This window comes from Aerosakkonema sp. BLCC-F183, from assembly GCF_041929145.1.
GTDB lineage: Bacteria > Cyanobacteriota > Cyanobacteriia > Cyanobacteriales > Aerosakkonemataceae > Aerosakkonema.
This window is the reverse complement of the sequence record NZ_JBHFNU010000108.1, coordinates 1-12,918: the sequence shown is the minus strand read 5'-3', so window position 1 is coordinate 12,918 and position 12,918 is coordinate 1. Positions and strand designations below refer to the sequence as shown.

Genomic DNA, 12,918 nt, shown 5'->3' with positions numbered 1-12,918 from the left:
TAAGCCATCTATGATGGCATATGCCAGAATATATCAAAAAGAATCTGCTTCATCCACAATATTTTCAATCAACAAATCCACCTGTTGTTGTTTTTCTTGGAGGAAAGTTTCGCACTCACGCAAGTATTCAACCGCAGCGGCAAACTCATCAAAAATTTGAGCCAATTCCAATTTACCAGATTCTATTTCGGCGATGATCTTTTCAACTTTTGCAACTGCTTCTTCGTAATTCCAGCCTTTCTCAAATGGGATGTTAGGAGAAGCTGGTGAATTCGTATAATTAATCATTAAATATCCTTCTTTTTATAACTTCGCGTTCTTCTTGTCTTCGGTTGTGAAATCTGATTATCTAAAATTTCAGTAACTTTGACTTTTACTTGACCGTCACTCAACTGAATCGACAACTCTTGTCCTAATTTTAAACTAGCAGCAGAACGAGAAATAGTACCATCTTCTTGCCGTACCACCGCATAACCCCGTTGCAGTACAGCTTTCGGGTCGAGTGTTGCCAACTTTTGCCGGAGTAGCTGACAGTGCTGAGTGGCTGACTGAAATTTTTGGTTTGTCACTTGGACTAATCTTTGACGCAACCAAGAAAGCGATCGACTTTCTTGCTGAATTTGCCTGTCTAGTCGCAGCCGCCGCAACTTATTTCGCAATATTAAAATTTTAGCTTGCGCGGTATCTAATTGTCGATCGACAGCTTCTTTCAAAGTCGCAACTCTCTCTCGATGTTGTGTAATTAAATAATCGAGTTCCGGTACAACTTGTTCGGCGGCAGCTGTGGGAGTATGAGCGCAGAAATCAGCCGCCAAGTCAGCCAAAGACTCATCCCGCTGATGACCGATGCCGGTAATAACGGGAATAGGACATAAAGCGATCGCTCTCACCACCCCTTCATCATTAAAGCAGCTTAAATCCTCAACTGCACCGCCCCCTCGCGCCAAAATCAAAACCTCTGCCCGACCATCTCGCTCCACTCGTTCGATCGCTGCCACAATCGAAGCTGGTGCCTGCTCGCCCTGCACTTGCGCTGGAAAAAAGAGTACGTGCAAACCCGGATATCGCTGCCTCAGTGTTTTCCGTATATCCCCCCAAGCGGCGGCAGAGGGTGAAGTGACGACGGCAATAGTTTGGGGATGAATAGGAAGCGATCGTTTTCTTTCGGGGTCGAACAGTCCTTCCGCTTCCAGACGCGATCGCAACTGCTTGTAGCGCAACGCCTGCAACCCTTCCCCGGCTGGAAAAGCCTGCCAAACAGTCAGCTGATACTCTCCCCGCTGACGATAAAGGCGGATGCTGCCCAAAACAAGCAACTGTTCGCCTCTTGTGGGCTGCTGTGCGAGTTTGCTCATTTGGCTATTCCACACCACACAGCGAATTGTCGCTTTCCCGTCTGAGTCTTGCAGCGTAAAGAACAGCCCGCTGGGATGCTTATTAGTGCTAGAAACCTCACCATATACCCAAACTTGTCGCAGTCGATCGTCTTGTTCTAATAGGTCTTGGATATAGTCGGTCAACCCAGCCAGGGATAGGGCCGTGTCTGGAATTACTGTATCGGTAAAATAAGAGCTCATTTCCACTTCGATCCCGAATCAGCTTAAGAAAGCTTTAAACACGCCCTAACTCCTCAGATGCTAGACTCCGATCGAGCATCAACAGCATTCTAAACCAACAAAGAATAGGCAAGCTTGGACGTTCCAACTGGGGAAGACTAAACTAAAATAGTATATCTGTTCTAGTCAGGTCTCCCAGACCACCATTTTACAACCTTCTAACTTAGAGACGCGGAATAAGTATGGTAGCAAATGATATCGCTGGCAAGGAAAAAGCGCTAAACCTGGTACTCAAACAAATTGAACAACAATTTGGTAAAGGGGCGATCGTGCGTTTGGGCGATGCTACCCGTATGAGGGTGGAAACCATCCCCAGCGGGGCACTAACTTTAGATTTAGCCTTGGGTGGTGGGTTACCCAAAGGACGGGTGATCGAAATTTATGGCCCAGAAAGTTCCGGTAAAACAACGCTGGCGCTACACGCGATCGCAGAAATACAAAAAGCCGGTGGCATAGCCGCCTTTGTGGATGCGGAACACGCCCTCGATCCCACCTACGCTGCGTCGCTGGGCGTCGATATCGAAAATTTGCTCGTTTCCCAACCCGACACTGGGGAAGCAGGACTGGAAATTGTCGATCAGCTAGTACGTTCTGCGGCAGTTGACATCGTAGTCGTTGACTCCGTAGCCGCCCTGGTACCGCGAGCTGAAATTGAAGGCGATATGGGCGATGCCCACGTTGGTTTGCAAGCTCGCTTGATGAGCCAAGCCCTACGTAAAATAACTGGTAATATAGGCAAATCTGGCTGTACGGTTATTTTCTTGAACCAATTGCGGCAGAAAATCGGCGTCACTTACGGCAATCCAGAAACCACTACTGGCGGTAACGCCCTCAAGTTCTACGCTTCGGTGCGACTCGATATTCGCCGCATTCAAACCCTCAAAAAAGGTGCGGAAGAATTCGGGAACCGCGTCAAAGTCAAAGTTGCCAAGAACAAAGTCGCTCCTCCGTTCCGGATTGCCGAGTTTGACATTATCTTTGGTAAGGGCATTTCCACAATGGGCTGTATTGTAGACATTGCGGAAGAAGTTGGTGTGATTAACCGTAAAGGAGCGTGGTACAGCTACAACGGTGATAATATCGCCCAAGGTCGGGACAATACCATCAAGTATCTAGACGAAAATTCCCAACTCGCCAAAACTATCCAGCAGCAAATCCGCGAAAAACTGGATAAGGGAGCGGTTGTTTCGGCTAACTCGGTAGCTCACCCAAGCGATATCGAGGCAGAAGATATCGAGGATCTGGAATAGAGTTAACAGGGAGAGGGAGAGAGAGGAATTTTGACTTTTGACTCCCCCGCCCCCTCGCTCCCTCACTCCCCTAACTCAGTTTTTTTCTATTGTTGTATGGCGACTGCTCAGAAAGCGGTCTAAAATTTGCGATCGCTCAGATGCCGACAAATGCGGTAAAGGAGATGGTGAGGTTGGATTTTCAGAGGAGAGTTTTTGTTTGAGAACCAGAGAAGTATCATCTGGGTTGTCACTCAGATAATCATCTTCGTCTGTAATCGATGTCAGCATCTGTCGATCTGTTGGTGCGGGAGGACGCACTGTGCTGGCGTTGATTTGGGCGAGTATTTCTGGGGGTACTGGCTCTACCGTTTGGGCTGTTTGACCAAAGAAAAAGGTTATGGCTAAACTTCCCAAGCGAATTCGATCGCCATCCTGGAGCAACACACGTTTAATCACCGGTTCGCCGTTCACAAATGAACCGTTGGTGCTGTTTAAGTCAACTAAGTAGAAACCTTCGTTGTGGATATACTGTATGGCGGCGTGACGGCGAGACATCCACCCATCCCGGATTGGTAGGGCAATCCGGCGATCTCGCCCTATTATCCAGATTTTTTGAGGCTGAAATAGTCGCTGCGTTTTGCCGTTCAGTAAATTGGTGACAATATAAGCTTGCTGCCCCTGCACCACTCCTTGCACGTAAGCTGGTGCCCTCCCTAGAGATGAAGCGGCTGAGTTTTCTAATTGTAAAATTTCATCCAATAAGCCACGATTATGCTCGTAAATCCTTAAAAATACCTGATATAAACCGAGGCGTTTTTCCAGTTCCATACCTTCAGATGACTCCAGGAGCAATGAGATGCTTGGCGTGGATACACGCGGGTTAACGATCGTTAGCTAGATGTTGAATCCGAGACTGCTGTTGGGAAATCAAGCAGTTACTGCTACCCTTGGCTCGATCGGTCTTTTGGCTCCCACCAAGGTGACTGGCTTGCCAGCTACTCTCCATCCAGGAGGTCAAACTACCGCATTGACTATTTCAAGATGCTAAAAGCGCATACCGCTATATTCCCCCTGTTTATTAACTTAGAAGGTTTAGACTCTTAAGAGTCCCGCACAAATACGGAAATATTATAAAGTTTTCCTAATTTCTACTAATTTACAGACACGCCCTGGTTGTGCAGTTCGTTACCACTAAGATATTTATGTACGAATGGTGACATTTCTGTTAAAATTTATGTTAAAATTTTGTTAAAATTATTTTTGATTAAAGAAAAATATGCCAGGTATTTGAGAATAAAAAAATTGGCCCATCAGTGGCGCGATCCCGGTAAAATAGAATGATTGCGTTTCAAAAATGAGCAGCATAAAGACGATCGGCCCGACACTGCCTTACCGCTGACAGCGCGGGACTCCTCGCTTCTGAGACTGAATCACTAGGTAAACTGTGCGATCGAGGTTTCTAATCTGTCTTGGCGCTAACAGCACAACACCCAGAAACTTCCATTTGGTATTTAACGAGATTAGCCAGTTCCTGTAGCTGAGAGATCGCTTCTGCACCCTCTAGCTTCATTAATTCCCGATCGTCTCGCATCTCTGTCCAAGTTATGCCATAGTCGGAGACTAAAAATCTGATCAGATGATTGTCCCCCAAGTTAACCATAAAAGAGGCGCTTGTCATTTGGCCACCGCACGTATAGCAAGAAGCTAGGTATCCTCGCCGCTCTAGCACGATTGCCAGCGCTTGAAGGTTCATAACCAGATCTTGAACAAATTGGCGGTGTTGCTCTGCAAGTCTGATAAACACGGTTATCCTCCAACCACCACACCTAATTTTAGACGTGTTTTATATTTTCTTAAGAATTCAGACATTCTGAGGTTGGTAAAATGGCCACCAGACTTTTCCACCGAACGACTAACTCTTTTGTTTTAGGTTAACCTATCGAGGGTGTCAGCAACGTATCAGTAGTGACAGTCCGATCGATTCAACTGCATCATAGACGCAAAAAACAAAAACGGAGTTCCTACCAGAGAAATACTTTGGGGACAGCCCAGGCAAAAAATGAAATTTTTAGGTAGCCCCAACTCCCGGAAGTCTGAATTTATCTGCTTGAGACAAGAGTTAATTAACTTGCCACCAACCGAAAGCAGGCCCTATAAACCGCACGCTCACCCAGAAAAAGACAAGTAGGCCAATGCCTATCCAAGTACCGCGATTTACCCATTTAGAAATCTCTTGTGCCTGAGATTTCGTCAACGGTAACCAGGGGACAAGGTAAGGTTCTTGCCCGTATTTATCTCCGAGAGTGGCTTTACGCCGTTTCGCTTCGCCCATGACCTTAAGAACTAACTTCTATACTTTGGCTTGATGATAGCGTTTGTCTTCCAGTGGTCGCCAAAATTTTGACAAAAATACAACGATATGCACACAATTTAAGAGATTATTGCGGTATTGAATTAACGATCGGAACTCAAAAAGTTGAGGTCTAAATAGTCGATGCGGGCGAACGGACTCAGAGCTGCGAGTACCTGCTGACCGTAGCTGCGGTGAATGGCTCGGCTATCCAGCAAAGCGATCGCGCCCTGAGTTTCTCGTACCGGAGCGATCGCTCTAGCAAGAGAGTTGAGAGTTTCCGGCAACAGATACAAGCGAAACCAATCCTGACGCTGTTGCTTGTAATAAGCAACGCGACCGGCAACCAAAGGATTTTCCAGAGATGGGATCGGCAAACTAGCGATCGCGAGCAAATGCGGTGCGGGAAGCACATTCTGATACTCAAGCCAGAATTCCCAACCTGTGACCAAAATGCCATTCTCATCCAAACAAGTTTTTTCCACCTGAACTCGCGAGCCAAACTCAGCGGCCAGAGTTGCCGCCACCTGAGCCTTAAGCGGCATATCGCTCACTAACAGAACCGTCAGCCCTCGCACCGCCGTACTCACAATCAGCAATCTGCGAATCTCCAATAACAGCCCAGATTGAAATTGGGGCGTATTGGGCATAGGTAACCCATCTGGTAAATACAGATGAATTAATTCATTGTGACGATCGGCAGAAAACTTCACACAAGTCAACTCTCCCAAACCCAGACGCTGGCGATAAATAGGAGCCTCTGCTTCCAACTCCAAAGCACCGCCAATTAAAACCACAGGTTGCTGCTGCCATATGCCGCCAAGAGTTGAACCTACATCTACAGGAGCGCAGTATAAAGAAAACTGGCCTTGTCGCCTGCTAATTTCAGCCCAGACTAGCTGCCCATCGCTTTGAAATCGCTGCCAAAAAATTCTCCACGCATCCGGTAAATCCCGATCGGAAGCGGAGAAATTTTCTTCTGTGTCTTCTGATACTGTCAGTTTTTCATACAAATGCTTCAAGATATTTTGCTCTAAAGGCTCGATCGGATAGCATTCGTAGGGGTTGGCAGGATGCTGAAACACGGCCTTTGTCAGTTGCACCCGTGCATTGCGAATCGCCTTCGCCTGGGATGGTTTCGCTAACATCAATTCGTCCCAGTTGGGGGGTGCGATCGCCGCAGTCAGCCGATCGCGAGTCCAAGTTTCCAAATCGTCAACACCATCTACGATGGTGGGAATGCCTGCGCCAAAACGGTTTTGGTTCGTCAGCCGATCGAAGAGCCATGCTTCTGGAGAAGTAAGTAACAGTCCCTGGAAATCCGCGTCAGGCAAGGCGTCACCTGTTCGGATCGCCTTCCGAGTCCGAATCCAGCCCAACAGCTGGGGTATTTCCACTTTCAGCAGACGCTGCTGCACCGATTCCGTTACTACCAGAATAACTGGCCCCGGCCAGATCAAGGCTGGTGCCAGGTAACTCAGGCGATACCGCACGTTTATTCCTGCGGGAACTCCTACCTGAATCAAGGCGCTCCGCCCCAGTCGCAAGGCTCGTGCCACCAGCCTTGCCATCGTTAAATGATGGGGCCAGTGTCCTGCACCTAGCGATCGCAGGAACGCTCGCAGTGAGTTGTGTACTTCTACCTCAATCACGATTTCAATAAATTCTTGTACTGACTTCAGTCTGACACAAGCCTGGAAGCGGGGGAGTGGGGGAGTGGGGGAGCGGGGGAGTGGGGGAGCGGGGGAGCAGGGGAGCGAAAGAATTAATATTTTCCCTTTTCTTTTTGACTTTTGACTTTTGAATGAGTGACTTTTGACTTTCCCTAACCCCTAACCCCCAGCTTTTTGACTTTTGACTTTTGACTTTTGTAAAATGAAGTCTAAAATTTGAGCTATGAAAAAACGCTTCTTTAGGTTCGGATTCCTACTACTCCTATCGGTTGTTTTTGTCTTTGGCTGGTGGACGCCGCCTGCTTCTGCTTTTACAGAAGAACAAAAGGTAATAGCAGAAGTATGGCGAATTGTCAACCAGTCTTATGTTGATGACACTTTCAATCATCAAAACTGGTGGTTAGTGCGCCAAAAGGCACTAAAACAACCTCTCAAAAATCGAGAGGAAGCATACGCAGCAATTGGACAAATGCTGGCAAGTTTGGACGATCCTTTTACGCGACACCTCCAACCCGACCAATATCGCAGTTTGCAGGTCAACACTTCTGGAGAACTCACGGGTGTGGGACTGCAAATTGCTCTGGACGAACAAACTGGAGAGTTGCAGGTGTTGTCGCCGATCGCAGGTTCGCCAGCGGAACGGGCGGGGATTCAACCGCGCGATCGCATCCTGGAAATTGATGGTTTCTCAACAAAAAATATTAGCCTTGACGAAGCAGCTGCTCGTATGCGCGGGCCGATCGGCACCAACGTTACCCTCAGAATCATACGAGATAAGACAGAACCGCAAGAAATTAAATTGGTACGCGATCGCATAGCTCTCAACCCAGTGTTTGCAGAATTGCGTACCCAACCAGGAGGAGTGCCATTTGGCTACATTCGCCTCAATCAGTTTAACGCTAACGCAACTCAAGAGCTGGCTAACGCGATCGCTCGCCTAGAGCAAGAAGGAGCTGACGCTTACATTTTAGACTTGCGGAACAATCCAGGTGGCCTCTTGCAATCCGGGATTGAAATTGCTCGCCTTTGGTTAGATAAAGGCACTATTGTTTATACAGTCAATCGCCAAGGAATCATCGGCAGCTTTGATGCTACAGGATCTGCACTTACCAAAGATCCCCTAGTAGTATTGGTCAATCGCGGTACCGCCAGTGCCAGCGAAATCCTTGCCGGTGCGTTGCAAGACAACCATCGTGCTTTCCTTGTCGGGGAAAAAACCTTCGGCAAAGGCTTAATCCAATCATTGTTTGACCTCTCGGATGGATCTGGATTGGCTGTTACCGTCGCTAAGTACGAAACCCCAAACCATCACGATATCAACAAGTTAGGCATCATACCCGATCGAGTTGTCAGTTGGGAGTCTGTCAGTCGAGATCTAGTTGCTACAGAAGCAGATCCTCAATACAAAGCAGGCTTAGACTTGTTAATTACGCCTGCGGTGATTGCCGATGCAGCCTAAAAAATAAGTTGCGGCACACTCGTATGGTTCTATATTCAAACCTTATGAAGTACCCCAACCTGCAACGCTTACGGTTGGGGCTTCTAAGGTTATCTCAGATAAGAAAAATATCAAACAAAAATATCAGACGCAAAATTTTATATATCGCGGGGGATATCTGAGCCTGCGATAATTTTGGCTTCCCTACTTGATTTAGATTGAAAACACCAAAAAAGTGCTGTTGGCATAAAATAAAACTGATTTTTTTAGTATAGCAGATCACAATAATCTAAACTGGAAAAATTGAAAAAAAATGCTTTACTGAGATATTTTGGATACATTAATCGAATTTTACCACTTCTGTCTGCTCCAATTTTCCTGCCTTTATACGTGTTTTAAATCCAACGTCCTTGGGTGCAAACTTATGAATCACTTAAAGCCGATCTCTTCTGGAGCAGCAAGCAAGAGCGCGATCGAACTTGCTCAGCAAGGTAAGGAAAACCAAGCAAACGAGCAAAATGTGCAGAATAAGGAAATATTTTTGTCTAAAGCCTCTTTAACGGCTAATGATGAGGCTTATATACCGCAAACTGCTGAAACGGAAGCAACAGACGCATCGGAAAAATACCTAAACTGGCTGGTTTGTTTCCAGCAAAACAGCCAGCAGCTAGTGGCTGCAATTGAGCTACCAGACTTTGCTATCCGATATGCTAACAATTACTTCTGCCGTTTAGTAGGTATAGAAGTTAACCGCCAAGAGATTGGGATTGAGGGGATCGGGCTTTCCAATTTATTCTCCGATTGGGATGGCCCAGATGCGGAATCTTTATACCGTCGGCTGTTACTGGGATTGGTTTTGCAAGATATTTACCAGATTGACATTCAAGGTCTCTTTGACCAACCGATCCTCGCCTCTGTTGGCAAATCCGATCGACAAGAGATCCGCTGGGTGGAGTTTTGGTTGCGATTACCCCACAAAAGCGCGGACCAATGGCCACAATTAAAAGTTGTCCGGCTCGATCGCAATGTAGACGAGTTTGCGGATTTGAATATCGAACGGATGGAGACGGGAGATTGGGAAAATTGGTTAAGAAACTCTACCCAGATAGAATTGCTTTTATCCAGATTGCAACTGAACAACTACCGGGTAGAAGGATTTTTGCTGCTGGAGGGCGTTGATGTCACAATCCGCGAAATGCTGCGCCGCCTCACGAATCTGTTGATTGACCAGGACTCGATTTTACGACCGAAGAAGTTTCGGAAAATTGACCAGTTGCTGAGATCGGTTCTGCACGCTAAAAATAGCTTGATTCTAAGTACCGAACGCTCCGAGGCGCGGCTGTTTTTTGGGCCAGACTCGAAAGAGTTAAGAACTACTACTTATTCTATGCAGTCTCTGCAAGGGTCGCACTTTCTACGAGCAGCGGAGGCAAATCAAGTTTGGAATGTTGGCGATCTCAGTCAGGATTGTCCTACCGAGTGCGAGCGATCGCTACTTCAGATGGGTGTCCGTTCTTTGTTGCTCATTCCACTGGTCGTCAAAGCGAAAGGATATAAAGCGGGATTTCGCCAACTGGCAGGCGTAGTGGGGTTGACGAGCGATCGGGCTTACAACTTCAGCAGCGTTGACTGTCGGTATGCTTCCGAACTCATCCTCCCTTTTACAGTGGCGCTGCGTCAAGCTATCCAGTTAAGATTTACTCAATTTAACAATATCCACCCAGCAGTGGAATGGAAATTCTTGCAAGAAGCAGAACGGCGCAGCTGGGGAATGCGCCCAGAACCAATTATCTTTAGCAATGTTTACCCCCTGTATGGTATCTCGGACATTCGCGGTTCTTCTGAGGAGCGCAACCGTGCTATTCAGACTGATGTGCTGGAACAATTTCAGATGGGATTAAAAGTGGTTGAGGCATTCTGTCAATCTCAAGAAACCTCTTTAGGGGAACAACTTCGCCTCGATCTGCTTTATCACATCGAACAAATAGAGTCGGGGATAACTGTAGATGCGGAAGTCACTGCTATTCGCTATCTGCGTTCTTCTTTGGAAATTTACTTCGATTACTTTGCACAATGCTGTCCCAATGTCAACGCAGCTGTCGCAGCTTACCGATCTGGGTGCGACAATGAGCATCAGTGCGTTTACAAGGCTCGCGATCGCTACGATCGCACAATTGGACAAATCAACGCGCTTCTGCGCGAAACTTGGGATCGCTGGCAGGTTTCCATGCAAAAAATTACACCCCACTACTGCGATATCGAGTCTACCGACGGTATCGATCACATGATTTATGCCGGCGCATCAATCGATCCAAAGTTTTCAACTTTTCATCTTCGCAGTTTGCGCTACGAACAACTGCGAGCTATGTGTGACTGTGCCAGAACAGCCTTCAACATTCAAGCTGAATATAACACCCAAATGCAAGTAACTCATTTGGTCTTAGTGCAGGATGCCACAGTTGATATCTTCCACAACGAAGATACCGAAAAATTATTTGAAGTTAGAGGCACCCGCGACACCCGTTACGAGCTCGTCAAAAAGCGTATTGATAAAGCTATTGACACACAATCGCACAAACGGATAACCCAACCGGGTTTGCTTACAGTAGTTTATTCTACTGATGACGAGTGGACAGAGTACCAACAGTACTTGCGATACTTAGCTCGCGAAGGTTGGGTTGATACAGAAATTGAATCGGGTACGGTGGAAGCACTCCAAGGAGTGACTGGCTTAAAATTTGCCCGCGTCCGCGTTCTACCCAATATAAAATCTATCACCGATTTAAAAATGCTGGATGAGGGGTTAGAACCCCCAAATTTGTAATAAGTAGGGGGGCAGGGGGGCAGAGGGGCAGGGGAGCAGGGGGGCAGGGGGGGAAGAAAGTTTGACGATTTTTCTACACGCCACCAACATAAAAATAATTTCTTCCGCGAACATGAATTAGCCCTGGGGGAGCAGGGGGGCAAAAGAATTAATCTTTTCCCTCTTCCCTCTCCCTCTTCTCTCTTCCCTCTTCCCGACGCCCGACGCTTTTTTTTGGCTTTTGACTTTCCCTAGCGTGTAGTGGCAATTCAGCAAACCTGAGTCGCCAGTTGACGACAACCTTTCAATCCCAAAGTGGGATTGCTGCGATAGTCTGCTTCTGGAAGCCAAACATTGAGAGATCGATCCAATCCGATCGAATAGATGTACTCAACGTTGGGGTCGTAGTTGACACCCACTCTTAAGTTAGAAAAATCATCCTCGCAAATCTCATAGCCAAACCTGACGACAATCTGAGCTACTAAGCACTCAGGAGTATCGCAGTATTCTCCGCAGGTTTCTCTTTCTTGCCAAAACTTTTCTAAAAATGGTTCGAGGATGAGCAGGACTTTGTTTGGTGTGCCATTTCTGCTGGCGTAGACGATGACAGGATTCCCTTCTACGACGATGTGACAGGATGTAGGCATTGCTGTTGGAGATACGGGTTTCTGTATCCAGGTTAGCGCCCTTCTCTATTCCTGCGGTAGATGCAAATTTAGAGTCTCTTCAGGTATGGCTTCCAGCTGGGTAGGCGGAACAAGCAAGGCGATCTTGCCTGCCGGGACGCCGCCAGACAAAGAGTTTGTCAAACGAAAGTATCCCGCTAACCTTAAAAAAGTATTAATTTTTATTACGATGTCAATTTTGTAGCTTTAGCTACAGAATTATCTGATAAATTAGTTATTGAAGGCAATAAAGCAATGGAAAAACAAGGAGAAACTACTATGTCTGCTAACGAACAAGCTCGCGCCCTCATGATGCGTCATCAGCACTTGATTAAGAATCGACAGCAATCCATGCTGGGACGTGCAGCAGCTGAAGTTGGCTTGTCAGTTGATGGTGAAGATTTGAACGTTAATCAAAGCAAAGCGAACCCTAGTGTTCGGGCAAGCTAAGATGGCAGCCATCCCGCTTTGAGCTAGAGGCTGTCAAAGCAAGATTAGAAATTGCAATTTTTCTTATCTTGCTGAGGTATGAATATTCTCGCGCAGCAAAAAATTTAACAATAGTCGATCGCATATAAGCGGCAACCAGGGCGTTCTTCTTGATGAAGTGACGCCTGTGAACTACTCCAACTAAGCTGAGGCTATAGTTGGAGCTTCTGTATTCACGGGGGAATGCCGTAGATGAGACTTTCGCCCCATCTTTGGTCTTACTTCCCCTCCTACAGCAGAGACGTCTGAACCATCCGCCTTTAGCATTCTGATTCCTTCTGCTCTAATGTTTATTGCTGCATTTCCATCGCGGTCATGATGAGTGCCACAATGGGGACAAGTCCATTCCCTCAAATCTAGTGGCATTTCGCTGACTTGATAGAAACAGTTAGAACAGAGTTTGGAACTGGGAAAGAATCTATCAATCTCAACCAACTTTCCGCCCTTACGCTCTAACTTATAGGCTAAAAAGTTGGTGAACATTCCCCATCCACAATCAGATATTGCTTGCGCCAAATTGTGATTGCGAACCATGCCCTTGACATGAAGATTTTCTACTATGACAGCTTGGCTATCGCTGACCAACTTGTAACTAAGTTTATGCAGAAAATCTTGCCGTGAGTTACTAACCCGTTCGGACACTTTGGCAACA

At 46.8% G+C, this 12,918-nt stretch carries 13 protein-coding genes; 5 read left to right on the top strand and 8 right to left on the bottom strand.

Going from position 1 to position 12,918, the window contains the following annotated elements:
* Positions 1-33: 33 nt before the first annotated feature.
* Both xseB and xseA read right to left on the bottom strand, forming a co-directional pair.
* Positions 34-288, bottom strand: a complete 255-nt coding sequence (gene xseB / locus ACE1CD_RS31645; RefSeq protein ID WP_374792226.1) for an exodeoxyribonuclease VII small subunit — start codon at positions 286-288, stop codon at positions 34-36.
* Complete coding sequence (gene xseA / locus ACE1CD_RS31640; RefSeq protein WP_374792224.1) at positions 288-1,577, bottom strand: exodeoxyribonuclease VII large subunit; 1,290 nt, start codon at positions 1,575-1,577, stop codon at positions 288-290. The genes xseB and xseA overlap by 1 nt, the downstream gene beginning before the upstream one ends.
* Positions 1,578-1,798: 221 nt before the next feature.
* On the opposite strand from xseA, the gene recA reads away from it, so the two are divergent.
* Complete coding sequence (gene recA, locus ACE1CD_RS31635) at positions 1,799-2,866, top strand: recombinase RecA (protein ID WP_374792222.1); 1,068 nt, start codon at positions 1,799-1,801, stop codon at positions 2,864-2,866.
* Positions 2,867-2,941: 75 nt separating this feature from the next.
* Here the strand turns inward: recA and ACE1CD_RS31630 are convergent, their stop codons facing one another.
* Positions 2,942-3,676 (bottom strand): FHA domain-containing protein, encoded by a 735-nt coding sequence (locus ACE1CD_RS31630; RefSeq protein ID WP_374792220.1) that lies wholly within the window; start codon positions 3,674-3,676, stop codon positions 2,942-2,944.
* Positions 3,677-3,746: 70 nt separating this feature from the next.
* On the opposite strand from ACE1CD_RS31630, the gene ACE1CD_RS31625 reads away from it, so the two are divergent.
* Positions 3,747-3,896: a hypothetical protein gene (locus ACE1CD_RS31625; protein WP_374827313.1), complete on the top strand. Its 150-nt coding sequence runs from the start codon at positions 3,747-3,749 to the stop codon at positions 3,894-3,896.
* A gap of 411 nt (positions 3,897-4,307) precedes the next feature.
* Here the strand turns inward: ACE1CD_RS31625 and ACE1CD_RS31620 are convergent, their stop codons facing one another.
* The 3 genes from ACE1CD_RS31620 to ACE1CD_RS31610 form a co-directional block, all read right to left on the bottom strand.
* Complete coding sequence (locus tag ACE1CD_RS31620; protein ID WP_374827312.1) at positions 4,308-4,652, bottom strand: DUF1815 family protein; 345 nt, start codon at positions 4,650-4,652, stop codon at positions 4,308-4,310.
* A 315-nt stretch (positions 4,653-4,967) separates the two neighbouring features.
* Complete coding sequence (locus ACE1CD_RS31615) at positions 4,968-5,180, bottom strand: DUF2839 domain-containing protein (RefSeq protein ID WP_374827310.1); 213 nt, start codon at positions 5,178-5,180, stop codon at positions 4,968-4,970.
* A gap of 122 nt (positions 5,181-5,302) precedes the next feature.
* Positions 5,303-6,850 (bottom strand): ATP-dependent DNA helicase, encoded by a 1,548-nt coding sequence (locus tag ACE1CD_RS31610; RefSeq protein ID WP_374827309.1) that lies wholly within the window; start codon positions 6,848-6,850, stop codon positions 5,303-5,305.
* 244 nt (positions 6,851-7,094) lie between these two features.
* On the opposite strand from ACE1CD_RS31610, the gene ctpA reads away from it, so the two are divergent.
* Both ctpA and ACE1CD_RS31600 read left to right on the top strand, forming a co-directional pair.
* Positions 7,095-8,330, top strand: a complete 1,236-nt coding sequence (ctpA, locus tag ACE1CD_RS31605; RefSeq protein WP_374792210.1) for a carboxyl-terminal processing protease CtpA — start codon at positions 7,095-7,097, stop codon at positions 8,328-8,330.
* 403 nt (positions 8,331-8,733) lie between these two features.
* Positions 8,734-11,133 (top strand): GAF domain-containing protein, encoded by a 2,400-nt coding sequence (locus ACE1CD_RS31600; protein WP_374792208.1) that lies wholly within the window; start codon positions 8,734-8,736, stop codon positions 11,131-11,133.
* Positions 11,134-11,381: 248 nt separating this feature from the next.
* Here ACE1CD_RS31600 and ACE1CD_RS31595 read toward each other — a convergent pair whose 3' ends face one another.
* The gene (locus ACE1CD_RS31595; RefSeq protein WP_374792206.1) at positions 11,382-11,759 is read right to left on the bottom strand and encodes a histidine kinase; all 378 of its coding nucleotides are present in this window, start codon (positions 11,757-11,759) and stop codon (positions 11,382-11,384) included.
* 273 nt (positions 11,760-12,032) lie between these two features.
* On the opposite strand from ACE1CD_RS31595, the gene ACE1CD_RS31590 reads away from it, so the two are divergent.
* Positions 12,033-12,227, top strand: coding sequence for a hypothetical protein (locus tag ACE1CD_RS31590; protein ID WP_190461173.1), 195 nt, complete (start codon positions 12,033-12,035; stop codon positions 12,225-12,227).
* A gap of 180 nt (positions 12,228-12,407) precedes the next feature.
* On the opposite strand, the gene ACE1CD_RS31585 is transcribed toward ACE1CD_RS31590, so the two are convergent.
* A partial coding sequence (locus ACE1CD_RS31585; RefSeq protein WP_374792204.1) for an RNA-guided endonuclease InsQ/TnpB family protein occupies positions 12,408-12,918 on the bottom strand: 511 nt, incomplete at its 5' end.

Bases quoted from the DNA above. Each gene is read 5' to 3' on its own strand.
- xseB (WP_374792226.1), bottom strand. From the start codon at position 288: ATGATTAATTATACGAATTCACCAGCTTCTCCTAACATCCCATTTGAG.
- xseA (WP_374792224.1), bottom strand. From the start codon at position 1,577: ATGAGCTCTTATTTTACCGATACAGTAATTCCAGACACGGCCCTATCC.
- recA (WP_374792222.1), top strand. From the start codon at position 1,799: ATGGTAGCAAATGATATCGCTGGCAAGGAAAAAGCGCTAAACCTGGTA.
- ACE1CD_RS31630 (WP_374792220.1), bottom strand. From the start codon at position 3,676: ATGGAACTGGAAAAACGCCTCGGTTTATATCAGGTATTTTTAAGGATT.
- ACE1CD_RS31625 (WP_374827313.1), top strand. From the start codon at position 3,747: ATGTTGAATCCGAGACTGCTGTTGGGAAATCAAGCAGTTACTGCTACC.
- ACE1CD_RS31615 (WP_374827310.1), bottom strand. From the start codon at position 5,180: ATGGGCGAAGCGAAACGGCGTAAAGCCACTCTCGGAGATAAATACGGG.
- ctpA (WP_374792210.1), top strand. From the start codon at position 7,095: ATGAAAAAACGCTTCTTTAGGTTCGGATTCCTACTACTCCTATCGGTT.
- ACE1CD_RS31600 (WP_374792208.1), top strand. From the start codon at position 8,734: ATGAATCACTTAAAGCCGATCTCTTCTGGAGCAGCAAGCAAGAGCGCG.
- ACE1CD_RS31595 (WP_374792206.1), bottom strand. From the start codon at position 11,759: ATGCCTACATCCTGTCACATCGTCGTAGAAGGGAATCCTGTCATCGTC.
- ACE1CD_RS31590 (WP_190461173.1), top strand. From the start codon at position 12,033: ATGGAAAAACAAGGAGAAACTACTATGTCTGCTAACGAACAAGCTCGC.